Here is a 16,543-nt window from a genome sequence, read left to right as displayed (position 1 = left end):
CCTTGTGGTTCGTGGTTGAAGAAGGCGCTAGCGCGCGACCTCGGCGAGGCCGTTCTTGATGCAGGCGGCACCGGCGTCGGTCAGCGTCTCGAAGTGAAAGACGTCGCGACCGTCGGCCTCACCGCCCTTCCACACCGACGTGGTGATGGCGTTGGACGGCAGCACGATCTTCGAGAACTGGACCGCGAGCCGCTTGAGGCGAGTCGGATCCTCCGGGCACGTCGCCTCGATCACCACGCGCGAGACGAAGGCCATCGTGCAGAGGCCGTGGATGATGATGCCCGGTAGGCCGACCGCCTTGGCCACGTCGTCGTCGAGGTGGATCGGGACCAGGTCGCCCGAGGCCTCGGAGTAGCGGAACGTCTGGTCCGCGTCGAAGGACTGCTCGACGACCGCCACGGGATCGCTGTCGCGCAGCTCCTCCGGGAACGTGTGGTCCGGCGGCTCCTGCCCGGCGTCGGTCGCCCCCTCGGCGCGGCGCACGAAGGAGGTCATGTACTGCTCGACCACGAGGTCGCCGTCCTGGTCGCGGGTCTCACCCTTCACGAGCACGGTCACGCCCGAGGACTTCTGGGTGACGCCGGCCGCGTGGGCGGTGGTCGTGAGCGTCATGCCGGGGACGATCGGCTTGTGGAAGCGGAAGTCCTGCTCCCCGTGCACGCCCATCATGATCAGCTCGGGCGGGATGACCTCGGCCATCGTCGGACCGAGCGCCTGGAACGCGGGGACGATCGCGTACACGGGCGGGGCGAGATCGCCCGACGCGTGCGGGGCGATCGTGTCGTTGGTTGCCGCCGCGTAGCGGGCGACGTTCTCCTGCGTGACTTCCCAGACGAAGGGATCGGTCGTGACGCCGATCAGCTCGGTCTTGAAGCCTTCCGTGGTGGTGCTCATGCGCGTGCTCCTCGTGCTCGCTTGGTGGTCGTGGTGGTGGAAGGTGTGGATGGCTCGCCGAACGAACGCAGCGCGTGCGCGACCGCGAGCAGGACCCGCGGGTTGGCGAGATAGCCCGCGTGGGTGCTGTCGACCTCGACGTGCTGGGCGCCGGCGTCGGGCGTGTAGCGGTGATCGACGACGCCGTCGCGGTCGCTGCGGATCGCCACGTAGCCGACCGACGGCTCCAGCGGTCGCTGCAGGTCCTCACGGAACTCCGCGCAGCAGGCCCCGGTGAAGCACTGCAGCCGCAGGAGGCCGGGCACGCCGAGCGACCCTAGCGCGGTGATCGCGATCGTCGGACCGGCCACCGCGAGATGGACGCAGCGCGGGTCCAGCGACGGGGTGCCGAGCGTGACGATGCCGTTCACGAGCTCGGGTCTGCGAGCGGCGAGGACCCGGACGAAGCTGCCGCCGCGGCTGTAGCCCAGGAGGGACACCGGCCTCCCCTCGGTCTCCACGAGCCGCTCGACGCTTCGCTGCAAGCGGCCGACCTCGTGCTCGGCACATCCGGTGTTGCGACCGATCCCCGCACCGTGGCTGCGGTACCCGACGCGCCGCAGCCAGCCGCGCATCGGGGCCAGCAGCCGATCGCTGCACATGAACCCGGGCACCAGCACCACTGCGGAGCCCCGTCCCGCGGGAACGCCGGCGCCGTCGAGCACCGGGCTGCGCCGCAACTCCAGGTACTGCAGCGGCGTCAGCGCCTCCCGCAGGATGCTCGGTCCGGTCCGCATCAGGCGTTGGCGGTCACCTGGCGCTGGGCGGACGCGATGATCTCGCCCGCCACGCGGTCACCCGCCCCGGTCACCCCGCCGAGCAGCAGCCGGGAGAGATGCGAGCGCCGCCAGTAGAACGGAGCGTCGTGCTCCCAGGTCGCCCCGATGCCGCCGTGCACTGCGATGCAGGTGCGCGTCGCGTAGTCGGCTCCGTGCTCGCCGGTGAATCGCGCCGACGCGGCCGCCAGCGCGAGCTCCTGCGGGGCCTCCTGTGCGGCGTAGCCGGCGTAGTAGGTGAGGTTGCGAATCGTGTCGACGTGGCGCAGGATCTCCACGAGCTGGTGCTTGACGGCCTGGTAGGAGCCGATCGGACGCCCGAACGTGTGACGGTCCTTGGCGTAGGCGACGCCGAGGTCCAGCACGGCCTGACAGACGCCCAGGGCGTCGGCGGCCAACAGGCCCTGCCCGAGGTGCCAGGCTCGTGCCAGCAGGCCGCCGTCCGATGTCAGCACCTCGCAGGGCGCTCCCTCAGCGCGCACGTGCCCGAGCGGGCGCGACCCGTCGTAGCGGATCAGGCGCTGCACCTCGACGGCGGCCGGGTCCAGCAGCACCCCGTGCGGGTCGCCCTGCGCGTCGGTCGCGACGGCGACGATGAGGTCGGCCCCGGCGACGTCGAGCTGGAAGCGGGCCTCGCCGCAGACGGTGCCGTCGGCGCCGAGGGTGAGGGCCTCGGTCCACCCGCCGCCCCCAGCAGGCGGGGCGGCGGCGAGGAAGGCTGCGCGACGTTCGCCGCCGGCGAGCGCCTCGAGTCCCGCGGCATCGGCACCGTCGAGGACCAGCGTCGCCATCAGGTGGCCGTAGAGCCCGGCGCTGGTGAGGCGCTTGCCGCACTCCTCGGCCACGAGCATCGCGTCGAAGGCGTCGAGTCCGGCGCCGCCGTGATCCTCGCCGATCAGGAGCCCTGTCCAGCCGGCCTCGACGGCGACCGGCCACAGGTCGGGGAGCTGCTCGCCGTCCAGCGCGGTCCGCGCCTCCTCCACGTAGTTGACGCGCGAGAGGGCGTCGGCTGCCGCCTCGCGGAGCATCTGCTGCTCGTCGGAGAGCCCGAAGTTCATGATGGTGTCACCTCCGCGAGACGTCCGGCCTCGCGTTCTGAGTTCGAAGCGCGGCCTTCGGCAGCGCTCCCGGATGCGCGCGCGGCGCCGTTGCTGGACAGTTCGGAGAAGGGGACCGTCTTGTCGATCCGCGGCTCGGCCGGCAGGCCGAGGACGCGCTCGCCGAGCGTGTTGCCGAGGATCTCGTTCGTGCCTCCGCCGGAGCGCAGGCCCGGCATCTCGGCGGCGAAGTGGCCGGCGTCGCCCTCCAGGGCATCCGGGCCCAGGACCTCGGCGATCAGGCCCGAGCCCTTGCGGCCGGCCTCGATCAGCCCGATCTTGCCCAGGCCGGATTCCAGCCCGGGGATCTCGCCGCGAGCCAATGCGGTGAGAGCTCGATACCCGGCGTAGCGCATCGACAGCAGGTCGCACGTGACCTCGGCGATGCGCTGGCGCACGTCGCCGTCCTGCAGCCGCTCGTGGCCGAGCATCGGCTCGACCATCGACTCGGCGCTCCAGCCGAGCTGCTCGAAGGCGGCCAGCAGCGTCATCCGCTCGAACATGAGCGTGGTCATCGCGACGCCCCAGCCCCCGTCCTGGGGCCCCAGCAGCGCGGACTCGGGGAGCTCGACGTCGTCGAAGAAGACCTCGTTGAAGTGCGAGCCGCCGGAGATCTGGCGCAGCGGCCGGACCGTGACGCCGGGCGCGTGCATGTCGATGAGGAACATCGACAGGCCGGCGTGCTTGGGGACGTCGGGGTCGGTGCGGGCCAGCAGCAGGCCCCAGTCGGCGAACTGGGCCAGCGTCGTCCAGACCTTCTGGCCGTTGACGACCCAGCCGTCCTCGGTGCGCTTGGCGCGCGTGGCGACCCCGGCGAGGTCCGACCCGGCACCAGGTTCGGAGAACAGCTGACACCAGCCCTCGTCCCCGTGCAGGAGCGGGCCGAGGTGCCGGGCCTTCTGCTCATCGGTCCCGAAGGCGATGATCGTCGGCCCGCAGTCGCCGACCGCGATGTGGTCGATGATGCCCGGGCAGCCGGCCTTGCGCAGCTCGGCCGAGACGATCACCTCCTCGATCGGGGTCAGCCCGGCGCCGCCGTACTCCTGCGGCCAGGTCACGCCGACGAGGCCGGCCTTGGCGAGCTTGGACTGCCAGGCGCGGAACGGACGCGGATCGTCGGTGTGCATGCCGGCGACCATCGGCGGCGCCTCGTGGCGGTGATCCTCGATCCAGGCTCGCACCTTCGCGCGGAAGGCGGCCTGCTCGGGTGTGTCTCTCAGGTCCATGTAATAAACATACAGACTTGACTGTTTCTTTTGCAAGGGTTAGTTTTCGGCCGAGCCGATGACCCCTGCCACGCACCACAGGACCCAGGAGCAGCGCCGCAGCGAGACCCGCGGCGCGATCCTCGACGCGACCGTCACCGCCCTGGCCCAGCACGGCTACGCCGGCACCACGACACCGCTCATCGCCGAGCTCGCCGGCGTCTCACGCGGGGCACAGGCCCACCACTTCCCGACCAAGGCCGACCTCGTCGCCGCCGCGATCCAGCACGTCGCCGGATGCCGCGCCGAGCAGCTGCTGCGCGAGCTCGGCGACCTACCCAGCAACCCGGCCGAACGGGTGCGGGTCGCCCTGGAGGTCCTGTGGCACAGTCACCGCGGACCCCTCTTCGAGGCCGCGATGGAGCTGTGGGTGGCGGCCCGCACCGACACCGAGCTGCGCCAGGCGCTCGCCGAGACCGAGTCCGACCTGATCCGTGGCATCCGCTTCTACAGCGCGGCGCTGTTCGGCTCGGACCCCGAGGAGCCGAGGTTCGCCCGGGCCCTCGACCTCGCGCTCGCGACGATCCGCGGAACCGCGCTGATGGCCAACCTCGCCGGGGACGACCCGTCGCAGGCCGAACGCGAGTGGCTGCGCCACCGCGACCATCTCCAGACCCTCTTCCCCACCACCGAACAACCATCAAGGAGCACAGCACCGTGACCAGCAACGGAAACGGCAAGGGCGCACGCGTCTTCGTCGTCGGCGTCGGCATGACGAAGTTCGAGAAGCCCGGCAGCCGCAACTGGGACTACCCGGACATGGCCAAGGAGGCCGGCACCAAGGCGCTCGAGGACGCCGGCATCCCGTTCGAACTCGTCGAGGAGGCCTTCGCCGGCTACGTCTACGGCGAGTCGACCTCCGGCCAGCGCGCCGTCTACGAGCTCGGCACAACCGGTATCCCGGTGACCAACGTCAACAACAACTGCTCGACCGGCTCCACCGCGCTCTACGGCGCCGCCCGCGCGATCCGCGGCGGGCTCGTGGACTGCGCGCTGGCCCTGGGCTTCGAGAAGATGCAGAAGGGCTCGCTGGGCGCGACGTTCATGGACCGTGAGCAGCCCACCGGTCGCCACTTCGGCGTGCTGTTCGACATCTACGAGCCCGAGGCCGCACCCCCCGCCGCCCAGATGTTCGGCATGGCGGGCCGCGAGCACATGGAGAAGTACGGCTCGGAGTACGACGACTTCGCCTGGATCGGCTGGAAGAACCACCACCACTCGCGCAACAACCCCTACGCGCAGTTCCAGACCGACTATTCGCTGGACGAGATCAAGAACGCGCCGCAGATCTACCACATGCTCACCAAGCTGCAGTGCTCGCCGACGAGCGACGGGTCGGGTGCGGCGATCCTCGCCAGCGAGCGGTTCGTCGAGCAGCACGGACTGTGGGACAAGGCCGTGGAGATCGTCGGGCAGGCGATGGTGACCGACATGACCTCGACGTTCGACGACAAGTCGGCGATCAGCGCGATCGGCGCCAAGATGACCAAGAAGGCCGCGGAGCAGGTCTACGAGCAGGCCGGGGTCGGGGCCGAGGAGGTCGACGTCATCGAGTTGCACGACTGCTTCAGCGCCAACGAGCTCGTCACCTACGAGGGGCTCGGCATCGCCCCCGAGGGCGAGGGCCACCTCCTCGTCCGCAAGCAGGCGACGACCTACGGGGGCGACGGCCCCGTGGTCAACCCCTCCGGCGGCCTCATCTCCAAGGGACACCCGCTGGGCGCCACCGGGCTCGCGCAGTGCGCCGAGCTCACCTGGCAGCTGCGCGGCGCTGCCGACGAGCGCCAGGTCGACGGTGCGAAGGTCGCGCTGCAGCACAACATCGGCATCGGCGGCGCCGTCGTCGTGACGATGTACCGCCCCGCCAGCGCGACGGTCTGACCAGGCGGCCCGCGGGATTCGACAATCAGGCCTGCCTGTTTGTCGGACCCCGCGGGTATCCTCGCAGCGTGGCCAGCACCGACGAGACCGTCCGCTCGACGAAGAAGCCCCGCCGCACCCAAGGGGAGCGGCGCGAGGCGACCCGGTCGGCGCTGCTCGATGCCACGGTCGACTGCCTGATCGAGTACGGCTACAACGGCGTCACGACGACGCGGGTGGTCGAGCGCGCGGGTGTCTCTCGCGGCGCACAGGTGCACCACTTCCCGACCAAGGGCGAGCTGGTCGCCCAGGCCGTGCAGCACCTCTCCCACCGGCGACGAGTCGAGATGGCCGCCGAGATCGCCGACCTCCCCCATGGGGCCAAGCGCGTCGAGGGCGTCCTCGACCTGCTGTGGCGCTCGCACGCGGGACCCCTCTTCCAAGCCGCCCTCGAGCTGTGGGTCGCGGCGCGGACGGACGCTGAACTGGCAGAGGCCGTGCGGGGCGTCGACCGCCAGGTGACCGCTCAGATCTGGGAGGGAGCGGAGTTGCTCTTCGGGCCGGTAGCCCGCAACCGGGCGTTCGCCGAGGACCTCGAGACCGCGCTCGCGACGATGCGCGGGCTCGCGCTGCTCCTCTCGGCCGGCAACGACCCGAAGGCCGTCGAGAAACGCTGGAAGGCCGCGCGCAAGCGCATCCTTGCGATGCTCGCCGAGCACGACCCCCTGTCCTCCGCGAACTGACGTCGCGACCATGTGAAGCCGGAAGCGGCGGACCTTGGGTGTTGCTTTTCATACAGGCCGGACTGTATGTTGGTACGGCCTGATGGCTCTGTCGCATCAAGTCTCCCGCGCCGCCGTGGTCGGCACAAGCGTCGTCGCGCTCTGCGTGGCAGCCATTGTCCTGCTCGGCCACAACGGCTCGTACCGCGTCGCGCTGCGGTTCGATACCGCCAGTCAACTCGTGAAGGGCAACGAGGTTCGGACCGCGGGCGTGCGGATCGGATCCGTCGAACGCATCGCGCTCGCGCCCAACGGCCAGGCCGAGGTGCGCATTCGCATCGACGACGACCGGCGCGTCCCCCTCCGCCGCGGCACGCAGGCGCTCATCCGGCAGCAGTCGCTGGCGGGGGTCGCCAACCGCTACATCGACCTGCGGCTGGCGCCCGACGCCAACGCGCCGATCCCCGACGGCGGCGTGATCCCGGCCTCGGCCACGCTGGCCACCGTCGATCTCGACCAGGTCTTCAACACCTTCGACCCGCGTACCCGCCGCGCGCTCTCCGGTGTGATCCGGGGCTCCGCGCGGCAGTGGAAGGGCAAGAGCGCCGCTGCACGGGCCGGCCTGCTGTACCTCAACCCCGCGCTCGCCGCGTCGAACCGGCTGCTGGACGAGCTCACCCGTGACGCCGCCGCCCTCGACCGCTTCCTCGTGGCGTCCGCGCGCTTCTCCACCGACGTCGCCTCGCAGTCGGACGTCCTCGCCCCGCTCGTACGCGAGCTCGCGGACGTGACGAGCGTGATCCGCGACCGCCGCAACGACCTCGGCGACACCATCGAGGAGCTCCCCAAGACCCTCCGCCGAGCCAACACGACGTTCGTGAACGTGCGCGGGGCCCTGGACGACCTCGAGCCGTTCGTGCGCGAGACCGGCCCCGCCGCGCGCCAGCTCGCCCCGCTGTCCGACGACCTCCGCCGGCTCGCCACCGGTGCGCGTCCCACGCTGCGGCGGCTGTCGCGGATCTCCCGCTCCACGGGCGCCGCGAACGACCTCGGAGACGTGCTGCGCCTGGCCGGACCAGCTCGCGACGCAGCCGTCCGGACCACCGCCGTCAACGGCAAGGACCGCGAGGCCGCACTGCCCGCGACGGCACGCGCGCTTCGCGGAGCGGTCGAACCCGCGGCGTTCCTGCGCCCCTACGGTGTCGATCTCGTCGGGTGGTTCGACGACTTCGCCAACAGCGGCATCTACGACGCCCTCGGCGGCAGCGGTCGCATCGCCTTCCACACGTCGGCGTTCACCACCGTCAACGGCGCCCTCACGTACATCCCGCCCGAGCTACGCGCCGCCGCCTTCTCGAGCATCGCGCAGCTCGACCAGCGCAACCGCTGCCCCGGCGCGGCCGAGCGGGGCACCGCCTACAAGCCCACGCCGGACTTCAACTGCGACCTCTCCCAGGTGCCACGCGGACGATGAGACGCCTGCTCCTCATCCCGATCGCCGCCCTCGCGCTCGCGGCCACGCTCGCCGCCGGTGGCTCGTCGGGCCCTCCCGGCGGGATCCGCTACACCGTCGAACTCGACACCGGCACAGGGCTGGTCGACGGCGGCGACTTCAAGATCGCGGGCGTACGGGCCGGCGTCATCGAGCAGGTCCGGCTGGATCGGCGCACCCGTCACGCCCTCGCGGACGTCCGGATCGACGTACCGGAGGCCGGGGCCTTCCGGACCGACGTGCGCTGCGACGTACGCCCGCAGTCGCTGCTGGGGGAGTACTTCCTGGACTGTGATCCCGGCACCGCGCCGCGGCCCTTGCCCCCTGGGAGCAGGATCGGAGTCGAGCGCACCACGTCGACCATCCCACCCGACCTGGTGACGAACGTGCTGCGCCGACCGTACGCCGAACGGCTTCGGCTCATCATCACGTCACTCGGCGCCGGTGTCGCCGGTAACGGCGACCGCCTGAACCAGGCGATCCGGCGCGCGGTGCCCGCGCTGCGCGAGACCGACCGCGTGCTCGCCGTGCTCTCCCGCGAACAGCGCGCCCTGGACACCCTGACGCGTGATGCCGACACGGTGCTCGCCGCTCTGGCAGCACGGAAACGGGACGTCGGACGGTTCGTCGACGAGACGGCCCGGATCGCCACCGCCACGGCGCAGCGAGCACCGGAGCTCCGGAGGGCGCTGGGCGCGACCCCCGGCTTCCTGTCCGAACTGCGCCCGACGATGCTGGCCCTCGGTGACCTGGCGCGCGCCGGGACGCCCGCCCTGCGCGACACGCGTCTGAGCGCTGCTGAGGTGGAGCGCACGCTCCGCGCGCTGCCCCCCGTCGGTGACGGTGCCCGGCCGGCGCTGGCCGCGCTGGGCCGCGCAGCACGCTCCGGCCGGCCGATCATCGCGCCGACCCGCGCCCAGGTACAGCTTCTGCGATCGAGCACCAAGCGGCTGCCCGAGATCTTCACGACCCTCGCCATCATGCTCGACCACCTCGACGACCGCGACAACGCTGTCGAGAACGATCCGCGTTCTCCGGGAGGCAAGGGCTTCACGGGATTCGAGGGGCTCCTGCGCTACATCGTCTATCAGGGCACGACGATCAACAGCTTCGACGCGTCGTCCCACATCCTCAACGCGGCCCTGTTCTCCAGCAGGTGTGCGCAGTACCGCACTCCGGAGGACCTCGCGGCAGACCCCACGCTGGCGCCGGAGTGCGCTGCCGCCCTCGGACCGAACCAGCCCGGGGTCACGACACCCGACCCGACCAAGCCCACCGGCGAGACGCGAGGATCGGACGGACCCCGGCGGCTCGAACGTAGGCCAGCCCCGTCACGGGCTCCGGACCGCCCCGGGCAGCCCGTCGCACCGCCCGACGACTCGCGTGGGCCTGCGCCTGCACCGTCCCCCACGATCGATCTCGGCGGCATCCTGCAGGGCATCCTCCCGGAGAAGCTGCTGCCCGGCCTGAACGGCGCGACGGCGGAGGTCGGCCGGACGAACGGGACGACCAGCACCGACCTCCTCGACTACCTGCTGTCGCCATGACGCGCCGCCCGGCCACCAGCATCGTCAGCAATCCGGTCCTGGTCGGCGCGATCGCGATCCTCGTCGCGGTCGTCGCCGTCTACATCACCTACAACGCGAACAACGGCCTGCCGTTCGTGCCGAGCACCCGGGTCGTGCTCCAGCTCGAGAACGGCGTGACGGTGGGACCCGACTCGGAGATCAGGGAGGGCGGCCACCGGATCGGCGTTGTCGAGAAGGTACGGCTAGGCCGGCTTCCGGACGGCAGAGCAGGCGCCGAGGCCGTTCTGAAGATCGACAGGTCGGCAGGCGAGATCCCCGCTGACAGCACATTCGCGGTTCGGCTGAAAGGCGCGATCGGTGGCAAGTACATCGAGCTGAACCGTGGCCGCTCGCCTCGGAAGTTCGCTGAGGGCGCTGTCGTGCATCCCGATCACATCCGGCTGCCGGTAGAGCTCGACGACATCCTCAGCGCCTTCGACGCCCCGACCCGCGCAGGGCAGCGGCGCGTGCTGCGCGGTATCGGGGGCGCGCTCGCCGACCGCGGCCCGGCGCTCAACGCGACGGTCTCGCGGCTCCCGGATCTTCTCGGCAGCCTGCAGCCCGTGATGGCTGCGCTCGCCGCACCGTCCACGCGCCTGGACCGGGCGGTGCGGGCGACCGCGACCGTCACCGCCGCCCTGGCCCCGGTCGCCGCTGCGCAGGCCGACGCCCTGGCGAGCGTCGCAGCGACGTTCGCCGCGCTGAGCGCCGACCACGGCGCCTACCAGGACACCATCGCGGAGGTCGCGCGCACCGTGACCCAGGGAACCCCGGACCTCCGGACGGTCCGCCCCGTCGTCGAGCGGGCCGCCCTGCTCGTCGATGACCTGCGGGCCACCGCGAGGACCCTGCGCCGCGCGCTTCCGACCGTCAACGAGGCGCTGGAGACCTCCGCAGGGCCGCTGCGCCGCAGCGCCACGCTCGGCGACGAACTGCAAGGCACGCTGCGAGCCGCGGGGAGGCTCGCCGGCGACCCCCTGAGCACGGGGGCGCTCCGCGGGCTGACGACCACCACCCGGAGCCTCCAGACCCAGCTGCGGTTCTACGGGCCGCACGTGACCGTCTGCAACGTCGTCAACCTGTGGACCACCTTCGTGACCGACGTCATCAGCTCTCGCAGCCCCAACGGCACCGCGCAGCTGGGCATGCCCGAGATCGCATTCCCCCAGGACGACGGGGTCGGCGTGATGGGCGCCAACGAGGTCGCGACGGGCCGTGGCAGCCTCCCCGGCACCTCCCCGCAGCACCTCCACGCCGACGCTTTCTCCCAGGCGATCGAGAAGGACGGTCGGGCGGACTGCGAGCTCGGCCAGCAGGGGTATCTCCACTCCGGAAACGCCAACGACGACACACCCGACAGGTACTACCGACGTGCCGTCCTGGACGCCCACTCACCACCCGGCGGTGCGGGCGACGGACCGACCTACAAGCGCTACGACAGCTTCGGACGAGGGATCGGCCTCGGTCCGGCCCGCCTGCCGGCGGGGCAGACGGGGCGTCGCCATCCCGGCGGCAAGGCCTTCCCAGACGCATCGGAGGGCAAGTGAGGCGCAACCAGCCACGGGCGATCTCGGCCTTCGCAGCGGGCCTCCTCGCCCTGCTTCTCGCGGCGACGTTCATCGCCTACGTGTTCGGCGCACGGCCACCCGCAAGGCACTTCGAGGTGCATGCGGTGTTCCGCGACGCCCACGACATCAAGACGGGGAGTCCGGTACGTATCGCGGGGATCGATGTCGGCAAGGTACGAAGCGTCGAGGCGGTCTCCGGAGGCTCTACGACTGCCCGCGTCACCATCCGCGTCGACGACGCCGGCCAGCCCATCCATCTCGACGCGCACCTGTCCATCAGGCCGAGGATCTTCCTGGAGGGCAACTTCTTCATCGACCTGAATCCGGGCTCCCCGAGCGCCCCGAAGGTCCGGGACGGGGACACGATCCCGGTCGCCCAGACCTCATCGCTGGTGACCTTCTCCCAGGTGACCAGCACGCTGGAGCTCGATACCCGCCGTTCCCTGAGGCGTCTGCTCGCCGAGGTGGACACGGCCCTTCGGGGACCGGGCGCCCGTGGCTTTCGTCGCTCCATCCCCTCGTGGGAGCCGGCCTACCGCGACTCGGCGGTCGTCGCCGACGCCTTCCGCGGCTCCGGACGAGACCTGTCGGCCTTCCTGCGCGACGGGGGCGCGGTCGCGGCCGCGCTCGATCGCGACCCGGCCGCCCTCCGTGCGGCGATCCGCGACCTGCGCACCACCGCTGGGGCGTTCTCGCGAGAGTCGCGCGCCCTCGACGCGGCGCTCGAGGAGGCCCCGGCGCTGGTCCGCAGCGCACAACCCGCGCTGAACGCCATCAACCTTGCGCTGCCCCCCACGCGGAACCTCGCGCGAACCGCCCTGCCGGGTGTCCGCGCCCTCACGCCGTCGCTGCGCGCCGCCCGACCGTTCGTCGGACAGCTCGCGGGGCTGCTGTCCGAGCCGGAACTCGGGGGCCTGCTCTCCGACCTGGAGCCCGCGGTCCCGCGTCTGGCCCGGGTGCTGCGCGACACACCGGCGCTGCTTCACCAGGTTCGCGCCGCGTCGTCCTGCCAGAACGAGGTCGTGATGCCGACACTGAAGGACGAGGTGGAGGACGCTCAGTTCCCCGCCTCCGGCCCGGTTTATCAGGAGTTCGCCAAGGCGCTTCCGGGACTGGCGGGGGAGAGCCGCTCCCAGGACGCCAACGGGCAATGGATCCGCGCGCTCTTCACCGGCGGCAACTACGCGTACCCGGCTCCGAACGGCCAGACCCTCCTCACCTCGCGTCCGCTCGCCGGCGCGAACCCGGGGGTCCCCGCGCGCGGGATCCCACCGTTCCGGCCCGACGTGGCGTGCGAGACGCAGCAGCAGCCCGACCTCCGTTCGACCCCAGCGCCCGCGCCCGCCGGATTCCGCGTGAACACCACGTCGCCGGCCGCGACCGCGCTCGCACGTCGTGGGCAGGAGGTGGCGCGCCGCTTCCTGAAGCGAGATCTCAACCGCCGGGGGCTTGCCGGGGACCTGCGGCTCCGTGAGACACCCCTGCAGCGCTCCGAGATCGACGCGACCCTCGGGAATCTGCCATGAGCACGCGTCTGCGCCGCCAACTCCGCCCGACGATCGCGATCGCGGTGCTGGCGATGATCGCTACCGTCGTGGGAGTCACGGTCCTGGACAACCAGCGGGTGCGCTTCCCGTTCTTCGAACCGGCGCCCTACCGGATCGGCGCCGAGTTCCAGACCGCCCAGGCCGTCACGCCCGGCCAGGGTCAGACCGTGCAGGTCAGCGGCGTGCGGATCGGCGACATCGCCGACGTCGAACTTCGTGACGGGCGGGCGATCGTCTGGATGGACATCGACCCGGACGTGGCCGAGGTCATCCGTGTCGACGCAACGGCGCTCCTTCGTCCGCGCACCGGCCTGAAGGACATGTACCTCGACCTCTCACCGGGCAGCGACACGGCTCCGCGGGTGCCTCGCAACTGGGTGATGCCGGTCGGGCAGGCGCAGCCGGACGTGAACCTCGACGAGATCACCCAGATGCTCGACACCGACACCCGGGAGTACCTCCAGCAGCTCGTCGGGGCCGGCGCGCAGGGGCTCGAGAGCCGCGGGGACGAGCTCCGGGAGGTGCTGCGGCGCTTCGAGCCGACCCACCGCGACCTGGCCCGTGTCAGCGGCGCCGTCGCGCGTCGCCGGGCGTCGCTGACACGCCTCGTGCGATCGCTGCGGACCCTGACGGGCGAGCTGTCGGGACGAGAGGGGCAGCTGTCGGAGATGGTCTCGTCATCAGCACGGGCGCTGGATGCCTTCGCGGACCAGGAGCAGGCGGTCTCCCGCGGGGTCGCCGGGCTGCCCGGGGCGCTGCGGGAGACGCGGCGCACGCTCGACGCGCTCGTGGGCTTCAGCGACGAACTCGGGCCGGCGGCGCGGTCATTGACGCCGGCGCTGGCCCGTCTGCCCCAAGCGGCACGTGCCGTCACCACACTCTCGGAGCAGTCGACGCCAGTGCTACGTCGCGACGTCAGGCCCTTCACGCGCGCGGCTCGTCCGCTGATCCGCGACCTCGCCGCCCCGGCCGAGCAACTGGAGCGCGCCGCTGCGCCGGCGACCAGTACCGGCGTCCTGCTGAACCGCTTCTTCAACATGCTCGGATACAACCGCGACGGTCGCGAGGGGCCACAGGATGCCAATCGCGACGAGGGCTTCTTGTTCTGGCTTGCGTGGACAACCCACAACGGCCTGCTGATCTTCACGACCGCCGATGCCGGTGGGCCATTCCGACCCCTTGCGCAGCAGGGCAACTGCGCGGCATTCGCCGCGCTCGCGGAAGGCATGGGCGTCGGCGACCCGCTCCTCGGCACGGTGCTCGGTGGTCTCGAGGGTGTGTTCAGCGATCCTCGGGTCTGCGGACCCTCGGCCGAAGGATCGTCGGCGTTCGCCCGCCGGCTGCGCGGGGGTCGCCTGCAACGAACCACGAGCGCCGGAGGCTCGAGGCGATGAACAAGCAGGCCCCGGGTCCCGGCCAGATCGCGACGATGGTCCTGTTCGCGCTGTCCTGCTTCGGGCTCCTCCTGTACCTGTGGACCGCCTTCGGTGGCCCCTCCCCACTCGCCCCGAAGGGCTACCGGGTGCAGGTGGCGTTCCCGGAAGCAGCTCAGCTGGGTGTCGAGGCGGACGTTCGCATCTCGGGCGTCCCGGTCGGCAAGGTCCGCGAGAAGGAGGTGGCGCCGGACGGCAACCGCACGCTGGTGACGATCGAGATGGACGCTGCGTACGCACCCATCGCCAGGGACACCCGCGCGATACTGCGCCAGAAGACCCTGCTCGGTGAGACCTACGTCGCGCTGACGCCGGGATCCCCGGGAAGTCCGCGCCTCGAGGAGTACGGCCGCCTACCCGACGGACAGGTCCAGGACACGGTCCAGCTCGACGAGATCTTCTCCGCGCTCGATGAGCCCACGCGCAACGCCTTCCGGACCTGGCAGCAGGAACTGGGGAAGGCGGTGGACGGCACCCAGGACGCCACCAACGACGCGTTCGGTCAACTCCCCGAGGTCGTCGATGAGGCCGCGACGTTCTTTGGCATCCTCGAGCGCGACGAGGCGGCGGTCCGGGCCCTCGTACGCAGTTCAGGCGAGACGTTCGAGCAGATCGGCTCCGACGAGCGAGCGCTGCGGACCCTCGTGACCGCGACCGCGTCGGGGTTCGGCGAGACCGCGCGCCGCAGCCGACGGCTCAGCGAGACGGTGCGCATCCTCCCGACGTTCCTCAGGGAATCGCGCGTGACGCTCGCACGCGCAGCTCAGTTCTCGCGGACAGCAGAGCCTGTCGTCCGGGATCTCGGTCCCGCCCTCCGCGCACTGCGCCCGGCGGCGGTGGATCTCGCACGGTTCGCCCCGGATCTCGCCCGGGCGGCGCGCGATCTCGACCCGCTGGTCGAGGCGGCCCGCGTCGGGCTCCCTGCTACCGCCCAGATCATCGATGGCACGCGCCCGGTCCTGCAGGCGGCGCTCCCGCTGCTCAGCGAACTCAATCCGCTCGTGGAGTGGCTCGAGTACAACCAACGCCTCACGATCGGGCTGTTCAACGCGTCCACGGCGCTCAGCGACACCGCCGTAGGGCCCGATGGCCGGCGACAGCACTACCTGCCGTCGTTCTCCCCGGCGGGAATCGAGTCGGCGGGGATCTTCCAGGATCGCCTCCCCATGACCCGTGGCAACGCGTACGTCCCCGGCTCTGCCTTCGCCGACCCGCGCCGCGAACTGCAGTTGATCCTTCCGAGCTGGGACTGCGAGAACTCGGGGCGCGGCGAGTTCACGACCAAGAAGCGCGGGACGGACGACGACCCGTCGTGCTGGCGCATGAACTTCCCCGGCTGGGAGGAGCGTGTCGGCGTGCTGCCCCGGATCGAGCGGGCCGACTACCTGTCGCAGACGCCGCGGAAGTAGCGCCTCGGGGTGGACACACCTCCCGGCCGTATATACATACAGACTTGACTGTTTCTTTCAGACCCACTACCTTCCTCCCCAAGCCGCGGACGACCCCCGGCGAACCACCGAACCAGGAGGCTCGAATGCCCAGCGTGAACAAGACCATCGAGTTCGCCGCGTCCCCCGACGCGGTCTGGCAGACCATCACCGACTTCTCGAAGTACGGTGAGTGGAACGTCACCCACGTCGCCTTCCCCGACGGCGCGCCGACTGACGTCACGGCAGGCGCGACCTTCAAGGAGAAGGTCAAGATCATGGGGATGCCCGGCGACGTCGCCTGGCAGGTCGACGAGGCAGACGCACCGACGTCCCTGAGGCTGTCGGGCAAGGGCCCGATGGGCACCCACATGAAGTACGTCTACACGCTGTCGCCCAACGGAGACGGCACCCAGCTCGATCTCGAGTCGGAGTTCGGCGGAGCAGCCCTCGGCGCGATGGCCGGCGCGCTCACCAAGGAGACCGACAAGGCGCTCGGCGAATCCGTCGAGAAGCTCAAGGCGCTCGTCGCCTAGCACGCCGCACCAGCTTCGTCGCGCGTGGGACCGCGGCGAGTGGCCCTGCTCCCTCCGCTCTTGGGCGGCCAGGGCCAGCATCACCCTTCGGCGCCCGTTCGCGCAGCCGCTCTCTCCGCGCGAACGGGCGCCGTCGGTGGTCACGCACGCCGTCTGCATCGGCGGGCGCTTGTGGTCGCCGCGCATTTCCCGACCCCGGAGTGCGGTTCGCCCGCGTGACGCGCCGGAAAACGTACGGATGAAGGACCGCGAGTCACGGTCGAGGATCGCGTCATGCTCGGGAGCGCTAGACAGGGATCCGATCGGGTCGGACCACCGC

Annotated in this window: 14 protein-coding genes; 10 read left to right on the top strand and 4 right to left on the bottom strand. The window is 71.2% G+C overall.

Translation table 11 applies throughout. From position 1 onward, the window contains the following. Nucleotides 1-27 precede the first annotated feature (27 nt). The 4 genes from ABYE80_RS03160 to ABYE80_RS03145 are packed head-to-tail and all read right to left on the bottom strand — an operon-like array spanning nt 28 to nt 4,032. Nucleotides 28-894, bottom strand: a complete 867-nt coding sequence (locus ABYE80_RS03160; protein ID WP_372788603.1) for a MaoC/PaaZ C-terminal domain-containing protein — start codon at nt 892-894, stop codon at nt 28-30. Continuing rightward, the gene (locus tag ABYE80_RS03155; protein WP_372788601.1) at nt 891-1,670 is read right to left on the bottom strand and encodes an esterase/lipase family protein; all 780 of its coding nucleotides are present in this window, start codon (nt 1,668-1,670) and stop codon (nt 891-893) included. The genes ABYE80_RS03160 and ABYE80_RS03155 overlap by 4 nt, the downstream gene beginning before the upstream one ends. Beyond that, nucleotides 1,670-2,767 (bottom strand): acyl-CoA dehydrogenase family protein, encoded by a 1,098-nt coding sequence (locus tag ABYE80_RS03150; RefSeq protein ID WP_372788600.1) that lies wholly within the window; start codon nt 2,765-2,767, stop codon nt 1,670-1,672. Before ABYE80_RS03150 ends, ABYE80_RS03155 begins: the two co-directional genes overlap by 1 nt. Then, on the bottom strand, nt 2,764-4,032 hold the full coding sequence (locus ABYE80_RS03145; protein WP_372788598.1) for an acyl-CoA dehydrogenase family protein: 1,269 nt from the start codon (nt 4,030-4,032) through the stop codon (nt 2,764-2,766). Before ABYE80_RS03145 ends, ABYE80_RS03150 begins: the two co-directional genes overlap by 4 nt. 58 nt (nt 4,033-4,090) lie before the next feature. Between ABYE80_RS03145 and ABYE80_RS03140 the strand changes: the two genes are divergently transcribed. From ABYE80_RS03140 to ABYE80_RS03095, 10 genes are all read left to right on the top strand, one after another. Next, the gene (locus ABYE80_RS03140) at nt 4,091-4,732 is read left to right on the top strand and encodes a TetR/AcrR family transcriptional regulator (protein WP_372788597.1); all 642 of its coding nucleotides are present in this window, start codon (nt 4,091-4,093) and stop codon (nt 4,730-4,732) included. Continuing rightward, entirely contained in the window at nt 4,729-5,952 is a 1,224-nt protein-coding gene (locus ABYE80_RS03135) for a lipid-transfer protein (RefSeq protein WP_372788595.1), read from the top strand. The genes ABYE80_RS03140 and ABYE80_RS03135 overlap by 4 nt, the downstream gene beginning before the upstream one ends. Nucleotides 5,953-6,020: 68 nt before the next feature. Beyond that, nucleotides 6,021-6,674, top strand: coding sequence for a TetR/AcrR family transcriptional regulator (locus ABYE80_RS03130; RefSeq protein ID WP_372788593.1), 654 nt, complete (start codon nt 6,021-6,023; stop codon nt 6,672-6,674). Nucleotides 6,675-6,819: 145 nt separating this feature from the next. Continuing rightward, nucleotides 6,820-8,127, top strand: a complete 1,308-nt coding sequence (locus ABYE80_RS03125) for an MlaD family protein (RefSeq protein WP_372788592.1) — start codon at nt 6,820-6,822, stop codon at nt 8,125-8,127. Continuing rightward, on the top strand, nt 8,124-9,692 hold the full coding sequence (locus tag ABYE80_RS03120; protein ID WP_372788590.1) for an MlaD family protein: 1,569 nt from the start codon (nt 8,124-8,126) through the stop codon (nt 9,690-9,692). Before ABYE80_RS03125 ends, ABYE80_RS03120 begins: the two co-directional genes overlap by 4 nt. Further along, the gene (locus tag ABYE80_RS03115) at nt 9,689-11,260 is read left to right on the top strand and encodes an MlaD family protein (RefSeq protein ID WP_372788589.1); all 1,572 of its coding nucleotides are present in this window, start codon (nt 9,689-9,691) and stop codon (nt 11,258-11,260) included. Before ABYE80_RS03120 ends, ABYE80_RS03115 begins: the two co-directional genes overlap by 4 nt. Further along, on the top strand, nt 11,257-12,807 hold the full coding sequence (locus ABYE80_RS03110) for an MlaD family protein (RefSeq protein ID WP_372788588.1): 1,551 nt from the start codon (nt 11,257-11,259) through the stop codon (nt 12,805-12,807). The genes ABYE80_RS03115 and ABYE80_RS03110 overlap by 4 nt, the downstream gene beginning before the upstream one ends. Beyond that, nucleotides 12,804-14,222 (top strand): MlaD family protein, encoded by a 1,419-nt coding sequence (locus tag ABYE80_RS03105; protein WP_372788586.1) that lies wholly within the window; start codon nt 12,804-12,806, stop codon nt 14,220-14,222. The genes ABYE80_RS03110 and ABYE80_RS03105 overlap by 4 nt, the downstream gene beginning before the upstream one ends. After that, a complete protein-coding gene (locus tag ABYE80_RS03100) occupies nt 14,219-15,670 on the top strand; it encodes an MlaD family protein (protein ID WP_372788585.1) in 1,452 nt (483 codons plus the stop codon). Before ABYE80_RS03105 ends, ABYE80_RS03100 begins: the two co-directional genes overlap by 4 nt. A 134-nt stretch (nt 15,671-15,804) precedes the next feature. Beyond that, nucleotides 15,805-16,224, top strand: a complete 420-nt coding sequence (locus ABYE80_RS03095; RefSeq protein ID WP_372788583.1) for an SRPBCC family protein — start codon at nt 15,805-15,807, stop codon at nt 16,222-16,224. Nucleotides 16,225-16,543 lie beyond the last annotated feature (319 nt).

Source organism: Paraconexibacter sp., from assembly GCF_041602235.1.
In the GTDB taxonomy this organism is placed as follows: domain Bacteria; phylum Actinomycetota; class Thermoleophilia; order Solirubrobacterales; family Solirubrobacteraceae; genus Paraconexibacter.
Note: the sequence above shows the minus strand (reverse complement) of the source record. Positions and strands in the feature narration are given on the sequence as shown.

Coding starts and splice junctions, on each gene's coding strand:
- ABYE80_RS03120 (WP_372788590.1), top strand. CDS start 8,124: ATGAGACGCCTGCTCCTCATCCCGATCGCCGCCCTCGCGCTCGCGGCC.
- ABYE80_RS03105 (WP_372788586.1), top strand. CDS start 12,804: ATGAGCACGCGTCTGCGCCGCCAACTCCGCCCGACGATCGCGATCGCG.
- ABYE80_RS03100 (WP_372788585.1), top strand. CDS start 14,219: ATGAACAAGCAGGCCCCGGGTCCCGGCCAGATCGCGACGATGGTCCTG.
- ABYE80_RS03145 (WP_372788598.1), bottom strand. CDS start 4,032: ATGGACCTGAGAGACACACCCGAGCAGGCCGCCTTCCGCGCGAAGGTG.
- ABYE80_RS03140 (WP_372788597.1), top strand. CDS start 4,091: ATGACCCCTGCCACGCACCACAGGACCCAGGAGCAGCGCCGCAGCGAG.
- ABYE80_RS03150 (WP_372788600.1), bottom strand. CDS start 2,767: ATGAACTTCGGGCTCTCCGACGAGCAGCAGATGCTCCGCGAGGCGGCA.
- ABYE80_RS03160 (WP_372788603.1), bottom strand. CDS start 894: ATGAGCACCACCACGGAAGGCTTCAAGACCGAGCTGATCGGCGTCACG.
- ABYE80_RS03115 (WP_372788589.1), top strand. CDS start 9,689: ATGACGCGCCGCCCGGCCACCAGCATCGTCAGCAATCCGGTCCTGGTC.
- ABYE80_RS03155 (WP_372788601.1), bottom strand. CDS start 1,670: ATGCGGACCGGACCGAGCATCCTGCGGGAGGCGCTGACGCCGCTGCAG.